Annotated in this window: 20 protein-coding genes; 10 read left to right on the top strand and 10 right to left on the bottom strand. The window is 65.6% G+C overall.

All coding sequences use genetic code 11. The annotated features are described in order from the left end of the window. The first annotated feature begins 79 nt into the window (after window positions 1-79). Window positions 80-1,222 carry a cellulase family glycosylhydrolase gene (locus tag NHH88_17785; GenBank protein USX11563.1) on the top strand — a complete coding sequence of 381 codons (1,143 nt, stop codon included), beginning with the start codon at window positions 80-82 and terminating at the stop codon, window positions 1,220-1,222. A 20-nt stretch (window positions 1,223-1,242) separates the two neighbouring features. Here NHH88_17785 and NHH88_17790 read toward each other — a convergent pair whose 3' ends face one another. The 5 genes from NHH88_17790 to NHH88_17810 all read right to left on the bottom strand — a co-directional run bounded on the left by NHH88_17790 (window position 1,243) and on the right by NHH88_17810 (window position 5,763). Next, window positions 1,243-2,508, bottom strand: a complete 1,266-nt coding sequence (locus tag NHH88_17790) for an ROK family transcriptional regulator (protein ID USX11564.1) — start codon at window positions 2,506-2,508, stop codon at window positions 1,243-1,245. Between the two features lie 7 nt (window positions 2,509-2,515). Beyond that, a complete protein-coding gene (locus tag NHH88_17795; protein USX11565.1) occupies window positions 2,516-2,968 on the bottom strand; it encodes an RbsD or FucU transport in 453 nt (150 codons plus the stop codon). Continuing rightward, window positions 2,961-3,755 (bottom strand): ATP-binding cassette domain-containing protein, encoded by a 795-nt coding sequence (locus tag NHH88_17800; GenBank protein ID USX11566.1) that lies wholly within the window; start codon window positions 3,753-3,755, stop codon window positions 2,961-2,963. The genes NHH88_17795 and NHH88_17800 overlap by 8 nt, the downstream gene beginning before the upstream one ends. A 5-nt stretch (window positions 3,756-3,760) precedes the next feature. Beyond that, the gene (locus tag NHH88_17805) at window positions 3,761-4,720 is read right to left on the bottom strand and encodes an ABC transporter permease (protein USX17368.1); all 960 of its coding nucleotides are present in this window, start codon (window positions 4,718-4,720) and stop codon (window positions 3,761-3,763) included. 77 nt (window positions 4,721-4,797) lie between these two features. After that, window positions 4,798-5,763, bottom strand: coding sequence for a sugar ABC transporter substrate-binding protein (locus tag NHH88_17810; protein ID USX11567.1), 966 nt, complete (start codon window positions 5,761-5,763; stop codon window positions 4,798-4,800). A 211-nt stretch (window positions 5,764-5,974) separates the two neighbouring features. On the opposite strand from NHH88_17810, the gene NHH88_17815 reads away from it, so the two are divergent. Continuing rightward, on the top strand, window positions 5,975-6,919 hold the full coding sequence (locus tag NHH88_17815) for a PfkB family carbohydrate kinase (GenBank protein ID USX11568.1): 945 nt from the start codon (window positions 5,975-5,977) through the stop codon (window positions 6,917-6,919). Between the two features lie 274 nt (window positions 6,920-7,193). After that, the gene (locus tag NHH88_17820) at window positions 7,194-8,525 is read left to right on the top strand and encodes a carbohydrate porin (protein ID USX11569.1); all 1,332 of its coding nucleotides are present in this window, start codon (window positions 7,194-7,196) and stop codon (window positions 8,523-8,525) included. 29 nt (window positions 8,526-8,554) lie between these two features. On the opposite strand, the gene NHH88_17825 is transcribed toward NHH88_17820, so the two are convergent. Next, window positions 8,555-9,958 (bottom strand): ATP-binding protein, encoded by a 1,404-nt coding sequence (locus NHH88_17825; GenBank protein USX11570.1) that lies wholly within the window; start codon window positions 9,956-9,958, stop codon window positions 8,555-8,557. Next, the gene (locus tag NHH88_17830) at window positions 9,951-10,643 is read right to left on the bottom strand and encodes a response regulator transcription factor (protein ID USX11571.1); all 693 of its coding nucleotides are present in this window, start codon (window positions 10,641-10,643) and stop codon (window positions 9,951-9,953) included. Before NHH88_17830 ends, NHH88_17825 begins: the two co-directional genes overlap by 8 nt. Before the next feature lie 116 nt (window positions 10,644-10,759). Here NHH88_17830 and NHH88_17835 point away from each other — a divergent pair, with 116 nt between their 5' ends. From NHH88_17835 to NHH88_17845, 3 genes are read left to right on the top strand one after another with little or no spacing between them, the layout of a single operon-like run. Next, window positions 10,760-11,899, top strand: a complete 1,140-nt coding sequence (locus NHH88_17835; protein USX11572.1) for an efflux RND transporter periplasmic adaptor subunit — start codon at window positions 10,760-10,762, stop codon at window positions 11,897-11,899. Next, window positions 11,892-15,011, top strand: a complete 3,120-nt coding sequence (locus tag NHH88_17840) for a CusA/CzcA family heavy metal efflux RND transporter (protein USX11573.1) — start codon at window positions 11,892-11,894, stop codon at window positions 15,009-15,011. The genes NHH88_17835 and NHH88_17840 overlap by 8 nt, the downstream gene beginning before the upstream one ends. Further along, window positions 15,008-16,450, top strand: a complete 1,443-nt coding sequence (locus NHH88_17845; GenBank protein ID USX11574.1) for an efflux transporter outer membrane subunit — start codon at window positions 15,008-15,010, stop codon at window positions 16,448-16,450. Before NHH88_17840 ends, NHH88_17845 begins: the two co-directional genes overlap by 4 nt. Window positions 16,451-16,465: 15 nt before the next feature. On the opposite strand, the gene NHH88_17850 is transcribed toward NHH88_17845, so the two are convergent. The 3 genes from NHH88_17850 to NHH88_17860 all read right to left on the bottom strand — a co-directional run bounded on the left by NHH88_17850 (window position 16,466) and on the right by NHH88_17860 (window position 19,390). Beyond that, window positions 16,466-16,966 (bottom strand): hypothetical protein, encoded by a 501-nt coding sequence (locus NHH88_17850; protein USX11575.1) that lies wholly within the window; start codon window positions 16,964-16,966, stop codon window positions 16,466-16,468. A 140-nt stretch (window positions 16,967-17,106) separates the two neighbouring features. Beyond that, window positions 17,107-17,787 (bottom strand): hypothetical protein, encoded by a 681-nt coding sequence (locus NHH88_17855; GenBank protein USX11576.1) that lies wholly within the window; start codon window positions 17,785-17,787, stop codon window positions 17,107-17,109. A 76-nt stretch (window positions 17,788-17,863) separates the two neighbouring features. Then, entirely contained in the window at window positions 17,864-19,390 is a 1,527-nt protein-coding gene (locus tag NHH88_17860) for a CitMHS family transporter (protein USX11577.1), read from the bottom strand. A 286-nt stretch (window positions 19,391-19,676) separates the two neighbouring features. Here NHH88_17860 and NHH88_17865 point away from each other — a divergent pair, with 286 nt between their 5' ends. The 4 genes from NHH88_17865 to NHH88_17880 all read left to right on the top strand — a co-directional run bounded on the left by NHH88_17865 (window position 19,677) and on the right by NHH88_17880 (window position 23,919). After that, on the top strand, window positions 19,677-20,882 hold the full coding sequence (locus tag NHH88_17865) for a matrilysin family metalloendoprotease (protein ID USX11578.1): 1,206 nt from the start codon (window positions 19,677-19,679) through the stop codon (window positions 20,880-20,882). Window positions 20,883-20,895: 13 nt separating this feature from the next. Then, entirely contained in the window at window positions 20,896-21,171 is a 276-nt protein-coding gene (locus tag NHH88_17870; GenBank protein ID USX11579.1) for a hypothetical protein, read from the top strand. Then, window positions 21,171-21,521: a hypothetical protein gene (locus NHH88_17875; protein USX11580.1), complete on the top strand. Its 351-nt coding sequence runs from the start codon at window positions 21,171-21,173 to the stop codon at window positions 21,519-21,521. The genes NHH88_17870 and NHH88_17875 overlap by 1 nt, the downstream gene beginning before the upstream one ends. 91 nt (window positions 21,522-21,612) lie before the next feature. After that, window positions 21,613-23,919 carry an EAL domain-containing protein gene (locus tag NHH88_17880; protein USX11581.1) on the top strand — a complete coding sequence of 769 codons (2,307 nt, stop codon included), beginning with the start codon at window positions 21,613-21,615 and terminating at the stop codon, window positions 23,917-23,919. Window positions 23,920-23,925 lie beyond the last annotated feature (6 nt).

Genomic DNA, 23,925 nt, shown 5'->3' on the forward strand with positions numbered 1-23,925 from the left:
TTCACGAAATTTCACATCATTTGCTTCCATATAATTAAAACAAGGGGCTTCCCCTTAATAACAATACTGGAGAGCATGGATGAAAAAATACATCAAGCAGCTGTTGATCGCGGGCGCGATCGTGTTGTCGGCGGTGGGGCAGGCCCAAGCCCAGGTTACGCCGACTTGTTCAAGCGCGGCGTCCGACCCGGACGGTGACGGCTGGGGTTGGGAGAACAACCAGTCGTGCAAGGTGGCCCCCAAGTGCGCGATCGCCTCATCGGACCCGGATGGCGACGGTTGGGGTTGGGAAAATAATCAATCCTGCATGGTTGTCGCCAGCGCATCGAAGGGCTTCACGGTGTCCGGCAGCGTGCTGAAGGACGCCAACGGCAATGCCTTTATCGCCCGTGGCGTCAACAACCCACATGCGTGGTTCGACGCTCAGGCCTACAACGTTCTGCCGAATCTGGCGGCGCGCAAGACCAACCTGATACGCGTCGTCTGGACCATGAACGGCACCGCGTCGCGCCTTGACCAGATCCTGACGGCCATCGAGGCGCAGCAGATGGTGTCCATCGTCGAACTGCATGACGGGACGGGCAGCAACAGCACAACCGTGCTCCAGAATATGGCCAACTATTGGGTGCGCAGCGATGTCGCCGCCGTGCTCAAAAAACACGAGCGCAGCACCATGATCAACATCGCCAACGAGTGGGGCGACAACGATATGACGCCGCTGCAGTGGCGCAACGCCTACATGCAGCCAATCACGACCCTGCGCAACGCCGGCTTTACCACGACCATCGTCATCGACAGTCCCGCCTGGGGCCAGGACGCCAGCGCCGGCCTGTTGTACGGCTGGGACCTGCTCAACCACGACCCACGGCACAACCTGCTGTTCTCGGTGCACGCGTACGTCAGGTTCAATAACCCGAACGACATCTACAACATGATGAACAACTACAAGAGCAACAACTTGCCCTTGTTGATCGGCGAGTTCGGCTACAACTACAACAACGGCAACAACAACCTTGGCTCCAAGGTCGATGCGCCGCTGCTGATGCAGTATGCGCAGCAGTTCGGTGTCGGCTATGTTGCCTGGTCGACGCAAGGCAACGATGCCGCCAACGCCTGGCTCGATCTGATGACAAATTGGTCCACGACCACGAGTTGGGGCAACACGGTGTGGTACGGCCAGTACGGCATCAGCAACACCGCTAAGAAGGCGTCGATCTACTAGCCGCCACGCCAGCTGTACGCCTACTTGTCGGACTTGAGGAACAGCTCGCTGTCCGGGGCGAAGTTGGCGTACAGCGGCAGCAGCGCGCCGCCGATGGCGCGCGCGTCCGAGCCGATGGTGCCGCCCAGTACCGACGGGCGCGACACGCCTTCCCAGCTGTAGTAGCCCAGCGCGGTCTCCACCTGCGGCAACAGTTCGTCGAGCAGGCTGCGCTCGCACGAGCCGTCGATGATCACGCTGTCGAGGTCGAGCAGGCAGGCGGCGCTGTTGATGGTCAATGCGATGGCGCGCGCGGCGTGGTCCAGCCACGCCATCGTGTGCGGACGCCACGGTTCGCGCAGCGCGCGGCCGTCGAAAGAGGCCGCCTCGTCCAGCCCGGCGGCAATGAACGATCGCTCCAGGCTGAACAGGGAGGCGTCGCTTAACAATTGCGCCGGCTGCGCGGTGTCGCCGCGCCGCGCCAGCCCGAGCGGGATCGAGCCGATGGCGCCGGCGTTGCCGTGCAGGCCGCCGCGCAGGTTGCTGTCGATGACCAGGCCGCCGCCGATAAAAGTGTCGACGTACACGTACAGGAAACTCTTGATGCTGCGGCCCCGGCCGGCGACCAGTTCGGCCACGCAGGCGGCGGCGGTGTCCTTGACGAATTGCACCGGCAGCCCGGTCATCGCCTGCACCCGCTCGCGGATGTCGATGCAGTTCCATTTTTCCGCCTGCTCGGGGGCGATGCCGAGCAGCTTCTGCCAGCCGCCGAGGGCCAGCGGGGCGGCGATGCCGATGCCGCTCAGGCGCTTGGCGCGCGCCGGGCCGAGCCGCTCGTGGATCAGCGCCAGCTGCTTTTCGATTTCGACGAACAGCGTGTCGGGATCGGGAAAGGTGTACGACAGCGACGAGCGCTCGCGCGTCTTGCCAACGAAATCGATGAGCAGCACGTCCAGGCTGCGCCGCGCGATCTTGATGCCGATCGAGAAGGCGCCGTCCGGATCGAGCGCGATCGGCACCGACGGTTGCCCGACCTTGCCGCGCAGCGCTTCGCGCTTGAGCACCAAGCCCTCCTCGAGCAAGCGGTTGATGATCAGCGAGATGGTCTGCGTGCTCAGGTTGGTCTGCCTGGCCAGATCGGCTTTCGGCATCGGGCCGTGCAGGCGGATGGTTTGCAGCACGACCCGTTCGTTGAACTGGCTCATGCCGATCTGGTTGGAGCCGCGCGGACGCAGCCGCCGGATGTCATCCTCGGTCGGCGCTGCGCCGGGATCTGTCTCTGTTTGTAATTTTTTATTGTTTGGCATTATTTAATTATGCCAGAGCGGCATCGATAACGCCCTTCTTAAAAATGAAGTTGGCATACGGTTGCGCCTCGCCGGTTTGGACGATGGCGTAGGCGCGGCCGACCCGGTCGTAGAAGGCGAAACGCTCGACCGCCGCGCATTGTCCGGGCGCGGCCGAGGCCAGTTCGCCGGCCAGCGCGATGACCGAGCGCTGCACATCGGACGCGTAGCCCTCGGGCGTGTGCTCGACCTTCATGTAGGCGACCGGTTGCTCCACCGACTGGTCCAGCGGGAACACCGACAGCACCGCCGTGCAAGCGCGGCGCAGGTCGATGCCGGGCATGCGGATGACGGGTTTGCCACGGCCCAGCGACGCGGCCGTGAAGTTGGCGTCCACCACCACGATCTCGTCGCCGTGCCCCATCTCGCACAACACCTTCAGCAGCTCGGGCGTGAGCGCGGCATCGATTCCTTTAAGCATGGGCATCTTCCGGCAGGTGGGCGGGGTCCTTGGCGCCCGTCATCACGGCGACGGTGTCGGACATGCTGATCGTCTTGGGGTTGACCACGGCGGCGCGCCGGCCCAGCCGCTGGATGTGGATGCGGTCGGCGATCTCGAACACGTGCGGCATGTTGTGGCTGATCAGCACCACGGCCAGGCCCCGGTCGCGCACACGGCGGATCAGCTCCAGCACCATATTGCCTTCCTTGACCCCCAGCGCGGCGGTGGGCTCGTCGAGGATGACCACGTGGCGGGCGAAGGCCGTACTGCGCGCCACCGCCACGCCCTGGCGCTGACCGCCGGACAAGGTTTCCACCGCCTGTTGCATCGAACGGATGCCGATCTTCAGATCCTGCATGTGGCGGATCGCCTCGGACAGCATCTTCTTCTTGTCGATGACGCGGAAGCATTTGCCCATGATGCCAGGCTTGAGGATCTCGCGGCCGAGGAACAGATTTTCGGCGATGGTCATCGCCGGCGCGACGGCCAGGTCCTGGTAAACCGTTTCGATGCCATGGCGGCGGGCGTCGATCGGCGAGCCGAAGTGGACAGCCTTACCCCCGAGCAGCAATTCGCCCGTATCCGGCACGATGGCGCCGGACAGCGCCTTGATCAGGCTGGACTTGCCGGCGCCGTTGTCGCCGATTACCGCGAGAATCTCACCGGCGCGCAGTTCGAAGTCGGTGCCGTCGAGGGCGGTGACATTGCCGTAGCGCTTGGTCAGGCCGCGCGCCTGGAACACCGGGGTAGCATTGGATATCGTCATGATGATTAACCCTTCTTGTGGGTGAGTTGGTCGGTGGCCACAGCCAGGATCACGAGCACGCCCGTAACCAGTACCTGATACACCGAGGGCACGCCCATCAGCGTCAAACCATTGCGGAACACGCCCACGATCAACACGCCGATCAAGGTGCCGACGATCGAGCCGCGTCCGCCGAACAGGCTGGTGCCGCCGATGACGACGGCGGTGATGCTGTCGAGGTTATCGGTGGCGCCGGCCTGCGGATCGCCGACGCCCATGCGGGCCACCGACAACATCGAGGCGATGCCATAGAACAGGCCCGCCGCCATGTACACGCCCAGCATGACTTTGCCGGTGGCGATGCCGGTGAGCCGCGCCGACTCGGGGTTGTTGCCGACCGCGTAGACGTGACGTCCGGGCGCCGTGTCGCGCAGGAACAGCCAGGTCACGACATACAACGCGATCATCAGCACGGTGCCGTAGGTGATCGAGGTCTGCCCGAGCTGGAAGGTATTCCCGAAGAACATCATCGAGTCCGGCACGTCGGTGACGGTTTGCGCGCCCGAGTAAATCTGCGTCAGCGCGAAGGCGATGTTCATCGTACCCAGGGTGACGATGAAGGCGGGCAGTTTGATCCGCGTCACCAGCGCGCCGTTGAGCGCGCCGAAGGCCGTGCAAACGGCGATGCCGCAGGCGATGGCGACATAGGGATCGATGCCCATGTCGACGGCGAACTTGCTCATCACGACCGAGCCGAGCGCCATCACCATGCCGCACGACAGGTCGATGCCGGCGGTGAGCACGATCAGGGTTTGTCCGAGGGCGATGACGCCGACGATCATCACCTGTTGCAGGATCAGCGAGAAGTTCTGGCCGCTCAGGAAACGCTCCGATTGCGAGGCGAAAAACAGCGAGGCGACCACCAGGGCGATGAACGGCCCCAGCGTGGAGACGGGTGGCAGGCGGTCGAGCAGGCGGGCGTTCATGGCGGCGTCCTTGGTGAGGGGCAGCGAGCCCTGCAGGGGAGTATTCATGGTCGTTATTCCTCTTTCGTTATTCCTTTTTATTTCCGGCCCCAGCAGGCGTCGAGGCCGGCCTGGGTGTCTTTGCTGTCCACGCCCGCGAGCGGCTTGTCGGTGATGAGCGTGACGCCGGTGTCGACATAGCCGCTGGCCTTCTTGCCGGTCTTGGCGTACGCCAGGCCCGCCTCGACGCCGAGCGCCGCCATCTTCAGCGGGTATTGCTGGGCCGTGGCGGCGATCTTGCCGCTCTTGACGTCGCGCACGCCGGTGCAGCCGCCGTCAACCGACACCAGCAGCACGCCCTTGTCCTTGCCGGCCGCCTTGAGCGCCTTGAACGCGCCGGCGGCGGCCGGTTCGTTGATGGCGTAGACCAGATTGATGCCGGGATTCTTTTGCAGGCAGTTTTCCATCGCGGTCTGGCCCTTGGCCTGGTCGCCGTAGCTGTCCTGCATGCAGACGATGCTGGCGTCGCCTTTCTTGATGCCGAAGCCTTCCAGGAAGCCGGCCAGGCGCTGGATGCCGACCGGGTGGCCGGGGAACAGGTCGAGCGCGGCGATCTTGACCGGCTTGTCGGCGAAGGCGGCCTTGGCATAGCGGCCGATCAGCACGCCAGCCTTGTGGTTGTCGGTGCTGAAGAGGGCGTCCGCCGCGTCCATCGGCTCGGTCGGGCTGTCCATGGCGATCACCATCACGCCCTTGTCGCGCGCTTTTTTGATCGACGGCACGATCGCCTTGGCGTCGCTCGGAGTGATGAGGATGGTCTTGGCGCCGGCCGCGATCATGTTCTCGATGGCGGTCACCTGGCCGGCGTTGTCGCCGTCGGATTTGCCGGCGCCGGTCAGCAGCTTGGCGCCGCCGGCCTGGGCCGCTTGTTGCGCGCCTTCCTTCATCTTGACGAAGAAGGGGTTGATTTCGGTCTTGGTGATCAGACCGATCACGGGCTGTTCCGCAGCCATGGCCGTGACGGTGCCGAGCGCGCTCAGCGCCAGGAAATATTTCAATCTCATGCGGTGTCTCCTCTGATTTTCTGGGTGGCCACGCCTGTCGGCGGGGCGTGATTCGGTAGGAAGTGATAACGCTTTACTACCGAACCGATTAGGAATATATTCGCAACAAATTAATAAATCAAGTTGTTTTATTAATTAAGCGGCCGGCCGAATACGCGTTATCTGGCGTGCCGGCTAGAGTAGTTTTCCCAATGCAACTTACGAGGACATGATGATCGCAACCTTAGGCGAGGCCTTGGTGGACATGATCGAACAACCCGACGGACGCTTCCAGGCATGCCTGGGCGGCTCCGTGTTCAACTCCGCCATCGGGCTGGCGCGGCAGGGCGTACCGACCGCTTATCTCAACCCGCTGTCGACGGACAAATTCGGCGGCAGGTTCGCCGCGCTGCTGGCGGCGAGCGACGTTTTGCCGGCCGCGCCCGCGCCCAGCGCCCGACCGACCTCGCTCGCCATCGTCAGCATCGACGCCAACGGCGCGCCGACCTACGCCTTCCACCGCGAGCGGGTGGCCGATCGCGACATCAGCGCCGCCTCGCTGATCGACAGCTTCCCGCTGCAAATGACACTGCTGCACACCGGGGGACTGGCGCTGGTGCCGGAGGATGGCGACACACTGCTGCCGGCGCTGCGGGCCGCCGCCGAACGCGGCGCGTTGATCTCGATCGACGCCAACCTGCGGCCGCTGGTGGCCGACGATTTGCCACGCTACCTGGGCGCCGTCAGGCAAGCGCTGAAGCTGGCGCACATCGTCAAGGTCAGCGACGAGGATCTTGCGTATCTGGGCCTGGATGCCGCGAATCTGGAGGAAGTCGCCAACGCGTTGTTCCATGAATCGTCGGCGCAGTTGATCGCCGTGACGCGCGGCGGACACGCGGCCGCCCTGATGTCGCGCGTACACCGCATTGAACAGCCGACGCCAGCCGGCCTGGCACTGGTCGACACCGTGGGCGCGGGCGACTGCTTCCAGGCCGGCCTGATCGCCTGTCTGTACAAAGCGGGCGCGTTGAGCGGCGCGGCGGCCCTGCAAGAACTCGACGAGGAAACCCTGCGCGGCGCGCTCAAGCACGCCATTTGCGCCGCCAGCGTCAACGTCACGCGCGCCGGATGCGACCCGGCGACGTGGGACGAAACTGTGCAATTCGGCGCCGACTGACGGAGACACGTAGGGCGGATTAGGCGGAACGCCGTAATCGGCCAATGCATGAGCCGCCGACGACGCATAGATGGCCGATTACGCTGCGCTAATCCGCCCTACGTGGTTCGTGATTTAACTGACCAACCAAAAATGGCCTTCAGTGCGCCAGGGGAGCCCTACGCCCAAATTTCAATAGCAAAGCTGTATCCGGCATGGACGCGCCAAACACAACTAAAACAAACAACAACAGACACGACAACAAACACTGGAGACCAGACAAATGAAAAATATCATGCACCTCTTCACACCCAAATTCCCGCTGATGCAAACGGCGCTGGCCGCCGGCGCCATGGCGTGCTGCCTGCCGGCGGCCGCGCTCGACTATCAGGGCTACTTCCGCGCGCTGGCCGGGTCCAACTCCTCCCACGGCGGCGCCAGCTGCTTTCAGCTTGCCGGCGCGCTGGCCAAGTACCGCCTCGGCAACGAGTGCGAGGTCTACGGCGAGTTCTGGCTGGGCCAGCAAGTAGGCAAGGTTGCCGACGATGGCGCCGTCTTTAACGCCAACATCATGCTGTCCTACTACAGCCCGAACGCGTCATCGAAGTCCGACGCCGACCTGCCGCAGATTTACGTGCAAGGCGACAAAATCCCCGAACTTAACGGCGGCAGCGTATGGCTGGGCCGCAAGTACTACAAACGCGAAGGCCTGGGCGCCAACGACTTTATCTACTGGAGCGGCCGGGGCTTCGGCGGCGGCGTTCAGGACGTCCCGGTGGTGGGCGATCTGAAGTTCAGCTATGCCTTGCTGCGCAAGGACAATCTGGTAGCCACCACCAGCGGCTTGCTGCCGGCGACGGGCGCGCTGGCCGACAACGGCAGCAACTCGGCCACCCGTCACGACTTTCAACTGCGCGGCATTCCCACCAATAGCGGCGGCGCTTTGGAGCTGGGCATGAGCTTTATCGTCAAGGACGCCAAGGGCAACGCCGAGCAGTCGGCCGAACGTCTGCACTCCGGCTACGGGGTCACGGTGCAGCACCGGCAGTCCGGCATCAACGGCGACGGTGAGAATAAGTTCGCGCTTCAATACGGCAAGGGGCCGGGCACCGGCGGCGCCGACCAGGCCATCGGCGCGATCGGCAACCTGGGCGACGACAAGAACATCAGCCGCCTGCGGGTGGTCGAAGGCTTGTACACGCAGTTCACCCCGCGTTGGGGCGCCGAGCTGGTGGCGATCTACCAGAAGGACAAGGGTTTCACGGCCGACCGCACCGTGTTGGGCGTGGCCGAGAACAAGGTCTGGACCAGCCTGGGCGGACGTCTGGTCTACGGCATCTCCCGGCGCTTCAAGATCGCCACGGACGTGGGCGTGGACACCATCCGTCCGGACGACGGCCCCACGCGCAGGATGACCAAGTTCACAATCGCCCCGACCATTTCATCCGGGCCCGGCCTGAACGCGCGGCCCGACCTGCGCCTGTTCTACACCTACGCCAAGTGGAACGACGCCGCGCGGCTGGCCGCCGACAGCGCCGCGCCGGGCAGCGCGCTGTCGTCGACCGGCGCGTTCGGCGTGGCCAAATCGGGGTCGATGATCGGCGTGCAGGCAGACGTCTGCTTCTAAGCGGGGGGTATCACTGGCAGCAAACGGAGCTACTTCTTTCGCGGTAGCCAAACGCTGAAGAGCGCTCCGCCTTGCGCCTGGTTCGCCATCTCGATTTTGCCGCCGTAAGCGCGGAGGATGGCCTGGCACAGGGCTAGCCCCAGGCCGACGCCGTCGATGCCGTCCGCCCGCGCGCCGTCGCCGCGAAAGAATCGATCGAACAGAAACGGCAGCTCGTCATCGCCGATGCCGGGGCCCTGGTCGGCCACGGTCAACACCGTTCCGTTGGCGCCATCGGCGAGGCGCACATCGATGCGGCCGCCCGCCGGCGAGAATTTGATGGCGTTGTCGAGTATGTTGCGCAGCACGAGGCCGAGCGGCGCGCCGTCGACGTCCATGGCCTGCGGCAGGTCGTCGCTCAGCGCGATGGCGATGCCGCGTTCGCGCGCCTGCGGCGCCAGGCGCTCGATAGTGTCGCGCGCCAGCCCGGCCAGCGACACGAGGACGGCCGATCCCCGTTCCTGGCCGGCGTCGATCCTGGCCAGCATCAGCAACTCCTCCACCAATGTGGTCAGGCGTTCGACTTCCTCCAGGCAGGAGCGCAAGGCGGTGACGTAGTCGCCGCTCTCGCGAGGGCGGCGCAGCGTGATTTCGATCTCGGCGCGCAGGCGTGATAAAGGAGAGCGCAATTCGTGCGAGGCGTCGGCCGTGAAGCGCCGTTGCGTGTCGAACGCGTGCTCGATCCGTTCCAGCATCGCGTTCAGGGTCTGGACCAACTGGCCGATCTCGTCGTCGTCGCCCGGATGCGGCAGGCGCCGGTGCAGGTTGCCGTCCTCGATCTCGCGCGCCTGGTCGACGATATTCTCGATGGCGACGAACAGTTTGCTGGAGAGGCGGGCGCCGGCCCAGCCCAGGGCCGCGAGCAAGGCCGCCGCCATCAAGGCAAACAGCAGGGCGGCCGAGCGCAGGATCTGGTTGACGTCGTCCAGCGAGCCGGCCACCTGCACGGCGTAGTGCTGGCCCCGCACCTGCGTTGGCAGCGAGACCATGCGCAGCGGTTCCTCGCTGGTGTCGGGCAGCGTTTCGAACACGGTCTTGCCGGCGGCGAGACGCTCCACCAGATGCGGAAACACGGGCAGGGTTTCCGAGCCCAGATTGGCGCTGCGGGCGACTACGCGGCCCTGGCCGTCGATGATCTGGACCAGGCGGTCGAGCCGCGTCAGCGAGGGCGGGGCGCTGCCGGCCGGCGCCTCGTGGACGTGGATAGGCAACGCAGCGCCGTCGCCGTCGGCCAGCATCGCCACTTCGGCTTCGGCCAGGGCCAGCAGCGCGCCGTCCAGTTGCCGGTTGACGGAGCGCGACATCATCCACCAGCCGGCGCCCGCCGTGGCGCCGACGGCGACCAGGATCGCCAGCATGTGCAGCAGCACCAGCCGCCGGCGCATGCTAAGCATCGCGGGCCTCCGGGGCGTCCGGCGCGTTGAGACGGAAGCCGCGCCCGCGCACCGTTTCAATCAGCGCCGGCAGTTCCGGCGGATCGACCTTGCGGCGCAGGTTCTTCATATGAACGTCGATGAGATTGTCGATGGCGATCAAGTCGGCCATCCACACGTGTTCCGCCAGTTGCAGCCGGCTGACGATGGCGCCGGGACGGCGCATCAGGAATTCGAGGATGGCGTATTCCTTGGGCGTGAGGTCGAAACTTGCGGCCGCGCGACCGGCCGCGCGTGTGGCCGGATCGAGCCAGAGGTCGGCCACCCTGAGCGTGGCGGGCTGCGCGCGCTCGGTACGGCGCAGCAGCGCGCGCACGCGGGCCAGTAGCTCGTCGAAGACAAAGGGCTTGGTCAGGTAATCGTCGGCGCCGGTATTGAGGCCGGTGATGCGGTCGGCCACGGCGTCGCGCGCGGTCAGCATCAGGACCGGCAGCAGATGTCCGGCCTCACGCCATTCGGCGCACAGGGCGACGCCGTCCTTGCCGGGCATCATCCAGTCGAGAATGGCCACGTCGAAACGCGCCAGCGCATGAGTGGACGCCTCTTGCGCCGAATGCGCGACCACAACCTGGAAACCTTCCTCCTCCAGGCCGCGCGCCAGCAGCCGGGCCGCTTTGTGATCGTCTTCCACCAACAGAATATGCATGAAACGTCCTCGACAAGAGCCGGAGTATAGCAGCGTTGCCGGTGGGCTTTCCTGAAGAAGAATTCAGGATGCGGTGCAGCAAAATTTAATACCATCCCGGCCCAAGGGAGAACAATATGAAGAAACCATCACTGCACAAAGCAATCCTGCCAGGCCTGCTGGGCCTGGCCGCGTTCGGTCTGACCGGTTGGGGGCTGCTTGGCCTGCACGCCAAGGAAACGCCGCCGGAAGCCGCCACGCCCGTCCTCGTACATGACGGCGATGCGCTGCTGATACCGGAAAAATCCCCGCTGAGAAAATCGCTGCTGGTGGCGCCGGTGGAGGAGCAAAGCGTGGCGATGCCGTTCACGCTGCCCGCCGTGGTGGAAGCCGATCCGGCGCGCCTGGTCAAGGTGATGCCGCCGCTGGCAGGCCGCATTGTCCGCCTGAATAAGCAGCTGGGAGACCAGGTCAAGGCCGGCGACGTACTGTTCGTCATGGACTCGCCCGATTTCGCCCAGGCCAACGCCGACGCGGCCAAGGCGCGCGCCGCGTTGACCCTGGCCTCCCACGGCTTGGAGCGACAGCGTGAACTCGACAAGTCGGACCTCGCCGTCCGCCGAGACCTGGAACAGGCGCAGAGCGATTTCGCGCAGGCGTCCAGCGAGGCGGCGCGCGCCGACGCCCGCCTGCGCCAGACCGGCGCCCGTGCCGGCGCCAACGCGGATGGCAAGCTGGCGGTGCGTTCGCCCATCGCCGGCCGTGTGGTGGAACTGGCCGCCGCCGAAGGGGCCTACTGGAACGACGCCACCGCGCCATTGATGACGGTGGCCGACCTGTCGCGTGTCTTCGTCAGCGCCAACGCGCAGGAGAAGGACCTTGCGCGGTTGTATGTGGGCCAGCAGGCCAGCGTGAAGCTGGACGCCTATCCCGCGCCACTTACGGGCCAGGTGCGCTATGTCGGCGACCTGCTTGATGCCGATACCCGCACGGTCAAGGTGCGCCTGCCGTTCGAGAATCGCGATGGCCGCCTCAAACCGGGCATGTTCGCCGAGGCCACGCTGTCGTCTCAGCCGCACCAGGGCATCCTGGTGCCGATGGCGGCGGTGATCCAGGGCGGCTTCACCAGCCGGGCTTTCGTCGAGGTGGCCCCATGGCGCTTTGCACCGCGCGAGGTTAAGCTGGGCGTCCAGATCGGCCAGCAAATCGAGGTGCTGGGCGGCCTGAAGGCGGGCGAGCGCATCGTCGTCAAGGATGGAGTGCTGCTCAATGATTGACCGTCTCGTTACTCTGTGCTTCAACCGGCGCGGCATCGTCGCGCTGATCTTCCTGCTGGTGACCCTCTACGGCGGCTACTGCTGGACCCAATTGCCGCTGGAAGCCTATCCGGACATCGCCGACACCACCTCGCAGGTGGTCACCCAGGTCAACGGCCTGGCCGCCGAGGAGGTCGAGCAGCAGATCACCATTCCGCTCGAACGCGAGATCATGGGCACGCCCGGCATGCACGTGATGCGCTCGAAGTCGACCTTTGGCCTGTCGCTGATCACCGTGGTGTTCGAGGATGGCGCGGAAGACTACTGGTCGCGCCAGCGGCTGCAGGAGCGCATCGCCGCCGTCAGCCTGCCGTACGGCGCGCAGCCGGGGCTCGACGCGCTGACGTCGCCTATCGGTGAAATCTACCGCTACACCTTGGAGTCGAAGACGCGCGACCTGCGCGAATTGTCCGAGCTGCAGCGCTGGACGGTGATCCCGCGCCTGAAGCAGGCGGCGGGCGTGGTTGACGTCACCAACTTCGGTGGCCTGAGCACGCAGTTCCTGCTGGAGTTCGACCCGCTCAAGCTGTCCAAGTACCACTTGTCGCTGACGCAGATCACGCAGGCCATCGCCGCCAACAACGCCAACGCCGGCGGCAGCGTGATGACACGCGGAGAGCAGGGCCTGGTGGTGCGCGGGGTGGGCTTGATCCACAGCCTGGACGACTTGGGTAATATCGTCGTCGCGCAGAAGAACGGCGTGCCGGTGCTGGTCAAGGACTTGGGCAACGTCACCCTGGGTAACCAGGAACGGCACGGGGTGCTGGGCAAAGACCACGTGTCGGACACCGTGTCCGGCATCGTGCTGCTGCTGAAGAACGAGAATCCCTCGCAGGTGATCGCCGGAGTACACGAGGCGGCGCGCGAGCTGAACGACCATCTGCTGCCCAAAGACGTCAAGCTGGTGCCGTACATGGACCGCAGCACCTTGGTCGAGGCCACCGTGCACACCGTCGGCAAAACCTTGATCGAAGGCGTGGTGCTGGTGACGCTGGTACTGGCGCTGTTCCTGGGCAGCGTGCGCGCGGCGCTGATCGCGGCGGCGACCATTCCGGTGTCGCTGATGATCGCCTTCGTCCTGATGCACCACTTTAAGATCCCGGCCAATCTGCTGTCGTTGGGCGCGATCGACTTTGGCATCATCGTTGACGGCGCCATTTTCGTGCTGGAGGCGGTGCTGCGCCGCCGCGAGGAGAATCCCGACGGGATCATGAGCGAGGAGGACGCGACCGGCGCGGCCCTGCAGGTGATGAAGCCGACCTGCTTCGGCATGCTGGTCATCATGGTCGCCTACCTGCCGTTGTTTGCCTTCCAGCGCATCGAGTACAAGCTGTTTTCACCGATGGCGTTCGCGGTGGGCTTCGCGCTGCTGGGAGCCTTGCTGATGACCGTCATGCTGATACCCGGCATGGCCTATCAGGCCTTCCGCACGCCGCGCAAGATCTTCCACAACCCAGTGCTGGCGTGGCTCTTGCCCCGCTATGAAGCGCTGCTGCGCCGCCTGGTGGGCAAGACGCGACTGGTGCTGGCTGTGGCCGCCGCCACGCTGGTGGGCGTGATCGCGCTGGGCGGCGCCATCGGCCGCGACTTCCTGCCGACCTTGGACGAGGGGTCGATCTGGCTACAGGTGACGCTGCCGCCTGGGATCTCGCTGGAGAAGGCCACCCACATGGCCGACGCGCTGCGCGAGGCCACGCTGAAGGAGCCGCAGGTCGCTCACGTGGTCACGCAACTGGGCCGCAACGACGAAGGCACCGATCCGTTCACGCCGTCGCACATCGAATGCGCGGTGACCCTGCATCCGTACAGCGAATGGCCGTCCGGCATGGTCAAGCAGGACCTGGTCGACAAACTGGCGGCGCGCTTCCGCGATCTGCCGCGCACCGAGGTGGGATTCTCCCAGCCGATGATCGACGGTGTGCTCGACAAGCTGGCCGGCGCCCACAGCGATCTGGTGGTCAAGGTCTACGGCGAGGATTTCCGCGGGACGCGCAAACTGGCGGCCGCCGTCGAACACCTGCTGCGCGGCGTGCCAGGCGCCCAGGACGTCATCATCGACCAGGAACCGCCGCTGCCGCAGGTGCGCATCGACGTCGACCGCGCCGCCGCCGCGCGGCTAGGTATCAACGTGGCCGACATCATGGCGTTGATCCAGACCGGCATCGGCGGCAGCCCGGTGACGCAGGTCTACGTGGACGACCGCAGCTACGACGTCGCGGCCCGCTTCAGCGGCGCCACGCGCAACGACCCGCAGGCCATCGGCGACCTGGTGCTGACCGCAGCCAACGGCGCGCAGGTGGCGCTGTCGCAGGTGGCGCATATCGGCCTGGCCGAAGGCGAGACCACCATCACGCGCGAGATGAACCGCCGCCACCTGACCGTGCGCACCAATCTGCGCGGCCGCGACCTGTCGTCATTCCTGGCCGAGGCCCAGGGCCGGATCGAGCGCGAAGTCCCCTACGATCACGCGCACTACCAGATCACCTGGGGCGGTCAGTTCGAGAACCAGCAGCGCGCCCAGGCGCGTCTGGCGGTGATCGTGCCGGCGGTGCTGGCGCTGATGTTCGTGATGCTGTTCTCTGCGTTCGGCAATCTGCGCCAGCCGGGATTGATCTTGCTGGCGGTGCCGTTGTCGTTGCTGGGCGGGCTGGTGGCGCTGCAACTACGCGGCATGACCCTGAACGTGTCGTCGGCGGTCGGATTCATCGCCTTGTTCGGCGTCTCGGTGCTGAACGCGGTGGTGATGCTGTCGAACCTGAACCGCTGGCGCGAACTGCTGCCCGACGATTTGCGGTCCGCCGTCATCAACGGTGCGCGCGAACGCGTGCGGCCGGTGCTGACCACCGCCACGGTGGCGGCGCTGGGACTGGTGCCTGCGGCGCTGGCCCATGGCTTGGGCAGCGACGTGCAGCGTCCACTGGCGACGGTGGTCGTCGGTGGGCTGGTCACGGCGACGGTGTTGACCCTGGTCCTGCTGCCGGCTTTGTACTACTTGATAGAGGAATATGTCTCCCGGCGCCAGCGCCGGGACGGCAATGCGACCGTGGAAGCGGTCAAAGGAGAAGGCGCATGAAGAAAACCGTCACGGCAAAAGTGGCCGCCATGTTGTTGGCGGCCCTGATGTCCGGCTGCGCGGCCGGTCCCGATTTTGTACGCCCGGCCGCGCCGGTGGCGCAGCGCTACACAGCGCAGCCGCTGGCGTCGGAAACCGGCGCCACTCCGGTGGCCGGTGGCGCGGCCCAGCGCTTCGCGGAAGGGCAGGAAGTGCCGGAGCGCTGGTGGACGGCGTTCGGTTCGGACGATTTGAATCGGTTGGTCGACGCCGCGCTGGCCGCTAATCCGGACATCGAGGCGGCCGAAGCGGCCCTGCGCGCGGCGCGTGAGAACGCTTCCGCCCAGCGTGGCGCCTACTTCCCCGGCGCCGACCTGCGTTTGACGCCGACGCGCCAGCGGATAGCCGATTCCTTGTCCAGCCCCACCGCGTCGGGCGCCAACCTGTACACGCTGCACACGGCGCAACTGAGCGTCGGCTACGCGCCGGACGCCTTCGGCGGCGTGCGGCGGCAGGTCGAGGCGGCGGACGCGCAGACCGACGTGGCGCGCTTCCAGCGCGAGGCCGCCCGGTCGACACTGATCGCCAACCTGGTGGCGGCGGTCATCGGCGAGGCGGCGCTGCGGGCCCAGCTCGACGCCACGCGCGACTTGGTGGACATGGCGCGCGCGCAGCTCGATGCCGTGCGCAAGCAGCAGCACGCCGGCCAGTTGGGCGCTGCCGACGTCGCGGCGCAGGAGGCGCTGGTGGCCCAGGTGGAAGGCGGCCTGCCGCCGCTGGAAAAGCAGGTGGCCCAGCAAGGCGACCTGCTGGCCTTGCTCGCCGGGCGCCTGCCCAGCGAAGGCGTCGCCCAACGCGTGGCCTTCGACAGCCTGGCGCTGACGGAAACCTTGCCGCTTAGCCTGCCGGCCCGGCTGGTGGAGCGGCGGCCGGACATCCGCGCCGCCGAAGCCCAGCTGCACGCGGCCAGCGCGCAGATCGGCATCGCGCAGGCGGCGCGGCTGCCGAACATCGCGTTGACGGCGACCCTGGGCAGCACGGCGCTGGACGCCGGCACCTTGTTCAAGGCCGGCGGCGGCTTCTGGAGCATCGGCGCCGATCTGCTGCAGCCGGTCTTCCGCGGCGGCACGCTGATGCACCAGCAGCGCGCCGCCGTGGCGACGTACGAGCAGAGTGCGGCCCAGTACCGTTCCGTGGTGCTGGTGGCGTTCCAGAACGTCGCCGGCGCGCTGCATGCGATCGAGGCCGACGCCAAAACCCTGCAGGCCGCGTCCGCAACCGAGCGGGCCGCGCGCAAGAGCCTGACGATCGCCCAGCGGCAGTGGCAATTGGGCGCGGTCGCCTATCCGGCCGTGCTGCAGGCGCAACAGGCATATCAGCAGGCGGCGATCGCGTTGATACCGGCGCGCGCCGCGCGCTACACCGACACCGTCGCCTTGTTCCAGGCACTGGGAGGATGAGTCTGCGTTCGTGGCTTATTCGAACTGGATCCTGGTGATGTAGTAGGCGCTGTAGGGGTTGGCCTGTCCTTGCCAGCTGATGCCGTCGATGGTCTTGCCTTCGACGCCGAGTTCCTTTAGCGTGATCTCGACCTGGGTCCAGGTCTTGGCCTTGGGCTGGATCGCGACCGCCGATTCGACGGCCTTGCCATCGACCGTGGCTTTGATCGACAGCTCCTGGCCGCCGCTCACGCCGCCATTGATGCTGAAAGTCAGCTTGCTGTAGCCGGCGGTGGAAAAGGCGTCGTGGTGCAGCGCCAGCGCGGTCCACGGATCGCCTTCGACCCTGATCGGCTTGGCGCCGCCGATGGGCTTGGCCAGTTCGACCTTGGCCCAGCTCCAGTTTTGCCAGCCATTCGCCAGTCCGTCGTCGTAGGCGACGAAGGGTTTGCCGAGCGCTTGCGCGAACAGGGGCGGGGCCAGCAGCGATGCGGCCAGGCCCGCCACGGCGGTGAAGAAAGTGCGACGTGTGTGCATTTGCAGTCTCCTTCTAGGTATCATTTTTGTCTTCAAAATGTACCGCTGGGAAACCAGTTTTTCAAGCTCACCATGCATTTCCGTCCGTGTTTAGCGGGCGCCACGCAACGATATAGGGCGTTCCCTACACGGCTGTAGGCCTAGCCCGGAGGCGTGCTGGCGGCCAGGAAGACGGCCTTGATGTCGTCCAGTTGTTCGTCGATGGAGTAGGGCAGCGCCTTGGCCAGCAGGTCGAGCACGATGAGCGCGTTGATGGCGCCGTCGTCGTCGACCGCGTGCCGCAGCCGCTTGGCCATGGCGCCGTTGACCGTTTGCAGCGCCAGGTAGCGCGCCTTCAGGCCGTCGAGTTCCCAGTCCGGCGTGCCGCCTTGGCGCGCGAGAAAATACTGTCCCAGCAAGTAGGTCGAGGCTGCCCGGTAAATGGTTTCCTCTTCGGAGGCGAACGGCAGGTGGAAATGCGCCATGGGCCGCAGGAAGGCCGCGTGCGGACAAGCGCTGCCGGCCGCCAGCAAGCCCATCAGTGCGCCGACGCCGCGCTGCACCGTGGTCACCTTGCCAACCTTGCGTTCCGGCGTCTGCACGCGCACCTCGACCTGCTCATAGGAGCGCAGCTTGCCTATCATGGCGATCAGGGGGATGAAGCGCACCGCCATCGGACAGCGTGGCGCGGTGGCGGGGTCCAGCGGACAGTTGGGGCACTGCTCGAATTCCAGCGCGGTCCAGGCCGGCAGGTCGGCGGTCTCCGCTTCGCCATCGGCGGACACCGCGCAGCTGGCGGTGACGCCGTCGGGAAAGCGAAAGTGATAAAGCACATTCTGCATGGCCACTCCTGGGCGTCACATCGGGGCATGATTGCATTCTGCCACGACATCGCGCCCGGAGGGCATTAAAGCGTACTCAACGTCCCATGAAAGGAATCACACCGCACACCAGGGCGGCGGCCAGCATCACCAGCGAGGCGGAGATCGCCCACATCAAGGTGTAGCGCTGGTGGTCGCCGAACTCGATCTTGGCCATGCCCACCAGCAGGTAGGTCGACGCGACCAGCGGGCTGAGCAGGTGAACCGGCTGGCCGATGATCGAGGCGCGGCCGATTTCGGCGCCGGTGATGCCATAGACGGCGGCAGCCTTGGCCAGGATCGGCACCACGCCGAAGTAGAACGCGTCGTTGGAGATGAAGAAGGTGAACGGGATGCTGAGGATGCCGGTGACGATGGCCAGGTATGGACCCATCCAGGTCGGAATCGCGGTGATCACGCTGGCGGCGATGGCGTCGACCATCTTCGTGCCTTGCAGGATGCCGACGAAGATACCGGCGGCGAAGATCAGCGACACGACCGGCAGCACGTTGGCGGCGTGGGCCGTGAGTCGTTCCTTCTGATCTTCCAGCTTCGGGTAGTTGATCATGATGGCGATCGCGAAGGCGATCATGAACAGCACCGGCAGCGGCAGCACGCCCTTGATCAGCATACCCATCAGCAGCAGGGTCAGCCCGAGGTTAATCCAGATCAGTTTTGGACGAGCGGTTTGCGGATCGGTCAGGTTGATGTCGTCGTCGGAACCGTCTGCGCCGGTGTTCGGCGCGCCGTGCAGGTGCACCACCTTGCTGAAAGCGACGCCCTGGTCGGCGGCAACGTGGCGCGCACGGCCGGCGATGCCGATTTGACCGGAACCGCCCATGGCGCCGTCCATGCCCATGGCGGCGTTCACCTGCTGCAGCTGGGCGACGCCGGTGTAGGCCGGCTGCACACCGACGGCGTCGGTTTCCGCAGCGACGGCCTTGGTGGCCTTGGCCGGCAGCAGCTCCACCACGCCGAGGCGGGCGCGCTCTTTGCGGCCCAGGACGTAGGCGACGAACAGCACCCAGCAAACGCCGGCGATCATGGCCGGAATCATCGGTACGAAGATGTCGCTGACCTCCACGCCCAGCGCGCTGGCGGCGCGGGCGGTCGGGCCGCCCCACGGCAGGATGTTGAACACGCCGCCGGCCAGCATGATCACGCAGGCCATGACCAGGCGGCTGATGCCCAGGCGCTGGTACAGCGGCAGCATGGCCGACACAGTGATCATGTAGGTGGTGGCGCCGTCGCCGTCGAGCGAGACGATCATCGTCAGCACGGCGGTGCCGACCACGATCTTCATCGGGTCGCCCTTGACCAGTTTAAGGATGAGCCGTACGACCGGGTCGAACAGGCCGGCGTCGATCATGACGCCGAAGTACAGGATGGCGAACATCAGCATGACGCCGGTGGGGGCGAGCTGCTTGATACCCGCGAGCATCATCGGGCCCAGCTCAGCGCCGAAACCGCCGATCACGCCGAAGCCGATCGGCACCAGGATCAGCGCGACCATCGCCGGCAGGCGCTTGGTCATGATCAAAAACATAAAGACTACGACCATCGAGTAGGCGAGTAGGGTCAACATTTAATTCTCCTCAGTATCATCCACCGGCGTGATGGCTTGCCGGCGTTATAGGTTTTATGCATAAGCTGCATAAGTTATGCGAATACTATAAATGCCCCAAGCTTTCAAATGACTTTCAGTGCGCGCAATTCCCCTATGAAAAGCACCGGAAACAGGTGTGTCTCCAGTGCAATTGCGCAAGCCGATTCGACAAGGCTGGGTTTGATTCTTGTCAACGCGGCGGCGTGGAGAGGGAACAGAATCCCCTTTGCGAGCGATGGGTCGTAGACAGAGGAGAGGGTAAAAAATGAGCAAATATCCCGCCGAGCGAGCGCAGCAACTCGCCAAGATCGTCCATCGCGAAGGCGCGCGAGGCGACGCCGTAGCACATTTCAAACGACTGCTGACGCGGCTCGGCTACTATCCTCGGCCCATTCCGCATCTGGACGCGGCGGACGATAAAAGCGACCTCTACGATGCCGACATGACGCGCGCGGTGCGCATCTTCCAGGCATATTTCCACCTGCCGGTGACCGGCAACATCGATGTCCAGACCCTGAAGCTGCTGCGCCAGCCTCGTTGCGGCGTGCGCGATATTCCGGAAGGCGTCGATCTGAAGGCGCTGTCGGACGCGCTGGGCAACTCGGGAGATGAGGAACAGGACCCGTTCACCTTCCGCTTCAACAGCGGACCGTGGGAAAGCTACGATCTGCGCTACCAGGTCTATAACGGCTCGCCCGACCTGGCGACCGAGGTCGAGTGCATCGACGCGGCGTTCCAGGTATGGGCCGGCGTCAGCCCGCTCAGTTTCACGCGCGTCGACAGCGAACCGGACATCCGCCTCGGCTTCGAATCGGGCGACCATGGCGACAATTCGCCGTTCGACGGCCCCGGCAATATCGTCGCGCACGGTTTCTATCCGAGGACCGGGCTGGTCCACTTCGACGAGGCCGAGAACTGGCGCGACTGGCGTTTCGGCTCGGCCGGCGGCCAGGACCTGTTGAACGTCGCCATCCACGAGATCGGCCATGCCCTGGGGCTCGGGCATTCCCGGGAAGACAACGCGGTCATGTTCCCGTTCGTCCAGAACGGCCAGCACACGTTGGCGGAGGAGGACATTCGCGGCATTTTGAGCCTCTACCCGTTCCGGGTCGGTGCCGGCGCGCGGGCGAGCGTGGTCAACCTGTGGGCCTTCGCCGGCGGCACCGGTTCGGCGCTGGTCGATTTCGGCCGGCGCCGCCGCTTCCTGGCGTTCGGGCAGGCGACGTTCGTCGATGCGCTGACCGACTTCGACCGCGACAACGCCTGCGCGATCGACGTGTTCCGCGTCGATGGCGAACTGATCGGTAATGCCGGTTTCGGCGGCGACCACCTGGGCACGAATGGCGCCCCCAGCAACCTGTTCCAGGGCGCGTTCATCGGCGTGGGGCGGACGGTGCAGTTTCGGTTGAGCACGTTCCATTCATCCGACCTTGAGGCATATGGCGTGGGCTGCGTGCTCGCGCTCGACTAAGGAGGTATCACCCATGACACACTACGCAATCGTTGAGACGGCAACCGGCAAGATCGTCCGGCTGCATTCCCACTACGTGTTCGGCAACGAGCAGCCCGTGACGTGCTCGGACGAGGAGCTGCGCGCGGCCATTGTCGAGCTGGGCGACCCGGCCAGGTACGAGATCCACACCGCGCCGGCGGACTTCGACCCCGGCAACCGCGAGAAAACGCTGGTGTTCGATCCGGCGATCAAGCATCTGCAGGTGGCCGCCCGCGCACCGCGCCGTTCCGGCAAAGGGGAAATCTGATGGACGCCTTCCGAGTCAACCTGTGGAATTTCGGCACCGGCGCCACGACGGCCACCGTCAATTTCGAGCGGGCGCGCTCCTTCCTGGCGTGGGGCAGCATCACGTTTACGGACGCGCTCACCGATTACGACCGCGACAACGCCCAGGCGATCGAGGTGTACCGCATCGACGGCATCGATCCGGGCGTGGTCGGCACCGGCGGCGACCACCTGGGCGCGCCAGGGACGGATGCCAACCTGCGCCCGGGCGCCCGGGTCGGCTTCGGGCGCAGCGTCACGTTCCGGCTGCGCAGCATGCACGTGAGCGACCTGGAGAGCTACGGCGTCGGTTGCGTGGTCACGCTGGACTAGGTGTGGTAAAAGGCGGTGGGACGATCGTCTTGTGACGCGCTAACCCGGCCCCGGCATTGATTAATCGTCCATGCTGAGGCATATTGCTTGAATGAACGTATCGCCCCACACCTTTATCCTGTTCTCGCTCGGCACCGATCTGATCCTGTGCGCGGTGCTGGTGTTCCTGTGGTGGCGGCACAGCGACGAAAAGCACGCGATCGCCTGGGCGGCGGGCCAGTTGGCGATGACCGCCGGCAGCCTTTTTTGGTACTTGGGACCGCCGGACTGGCCACGGCACGCGTTGGCGGCCATCACGCTCACCGTCAGCGTGGCCGGATTCTGGGCCGGCACCGAATTTTTCCTTGGTAATCTCAAACGCCGCCATGTGCGTATCGCCGCGTTGTCGTTCGTGCTGTTCGGCTGCGCCGTCTATGCGGCATGGACCACGTTGGGGGGACCGGTCGAGACCATCACCGCCTTCACTTATGGCCTGACCTTCCTCTGGGTCGGCTGGCGTCTCGCGGGAAAGCGTAACCAGTACCGCTTGCTTGGCCTGATACTGGTGGCGCGTGGCATGTTCAACTTTGCAAACGGCATGAACCTGGTGCCGGCCGTGTTCGAGGTCTGGTTCGCCTGGTCGTTCCTGATCAAGGCGAGCTCGATGTTGTGCCTGATCCACGCGGTGCAAGAAAAGATACAGAAGCGCTACACCCACGCGATCGACAGCCTGAGCAAGGGATTCCTGATGTACGACCGCGACGGCCGTATCCGCTCCGCCAACGAGAGCAGCGCCCGCTTGCTCGGCGCGCCCAGTGTCAAGCAGCTGCTCGGCACCCATGTGGCCGATTGGATGCCGGCCATCAGCCGCCAGAAAGTTGCCGAGCACTTCCAGCGGTTCGCCGCCGCCACGCGCTATCCCCATGTCGAAACGGCGGTCATCGACGGCGGCGGCGGGCGCGAGCTGCCACTCGAATTGCTCGCTTCGCCGCACTACGAGCGCGGCCAGCTGCATTGCATGATGCTGGTAATGGATATCACCGAGCGCAAGAAGAACGACGACCTGTTGCAGCGCGCCGCCAACTACGACAGCGTCACCGGCTTGTTGAACCGGCACGGCCTGTCGGGGCGGCTGGCCGCCGCGCTGACGCAGGCAGGCGCGAGCGGCCAAGCCTGCGCTGTGCTGTTCATCGATATCGACAAGTTCAAGCGCGTCAACGATTGCTTCGGCCATGCGGCCGGCGACCAGTTGCTGACCCAGATGGCGCAGCTGCTGCGCGCTGTGGTGCGCGAGGGCGACGTGCTGGCCCGCTTCGGCGGCGACGAGTTCATCGTGGTGTTGCAGGGACTGCCGCAGGCCGATGTCGACGGTGCGGCGGCGGCATGCGGCCAGCAGATCCTGCGGGCGCTGGGCTGCGGCTTCCAGCTGTCGCCGCAGTTGATCACCGTCTCGGCCAGCATCGGTGTGGCGTGTTTCCCGCGCGACGGCGACGACGCCGACACGCTGACCCGCAACGCCGACATCGCCATGCACGACGTCAAGAACACCGGCAGGGGCGAGCTGCGCTTCTTCGACCCGGCCATGAGCGCGTACGCGCGCGACGCGCTAGTGATCGACGGCGCGCTGCGCGGGGCGATCCAGGCAGGCGAGCTCATCCTTGCGTATCAACCGATCATCAGCGCCGCCAGCGGTCGCATGGACAAGGTCGAGGCGCTGCTGCGCTGGCATAGCGCCTCGCTGGGCACGGTCGGCCCGGACCGTTTCATTCCGGTTGCCGAGGATAGCGGCCTGATCATTGAACTGGGCGCCTGGGTGCTCGACGAGGCCTGCCGCCAATTGGCGGACTGGCGCGACAGCCTGCCGGAGCTCGTGGTCAGCATCAACGTGTCCGCGCGGCAGCTGCTCGACCCGGCGTTCATCGGGCTGGTGGAACGGGCGTTGGCGGACAACGGCCTGGCGCCCGGGCGGCTCGAGCTCGAGCTGACCGAGCGTGTGCTCATCAGCGATGGCGCGCAGGTGCGGGGGGCGCTGGGCCGGTTGCGCGAGCTCGGCGTCAGCATCTCGCTCGACGACTTCGGCACGGGGTACTCGTCGCTCAGTTACTTGACCCAATTCCGGATCGACACGCTCAAGATCGACCGCGCCTTCGTCACCGACATGGTGGACAGCCCGCGCAGCAACGCGCTGGTGGCGACCATCATCGCCATGGGCCACAGCCTCGGCCTGCAACTGGTGGCGGAGGGCGTGGAAACGGCCGGCCAGGCGCGCGCGCTCGAGGCCATGGGATGTCATTACTTGCAGGGATACCACATCTCGCGGCCGGTCGGCGCGGCTGCGATGCTGCAGTTTGCCGCCCGGTCCGACGCTGCAGTCGAGTCCGAGCCGCCGCCGACCGTTCTCCCGACCGTTCTCCTTTAACGAACC

Source organism: Oxalobacteraceae bacterium OTU3CAMAD1 (genome assembly GCA_024123915.1).
Taxonomy (GTDB): Bacteria; Pseudomonadota; Gammaproteobacteria; order Burkholderiales; family Burkholderiaceae_D; genus Rugamonas.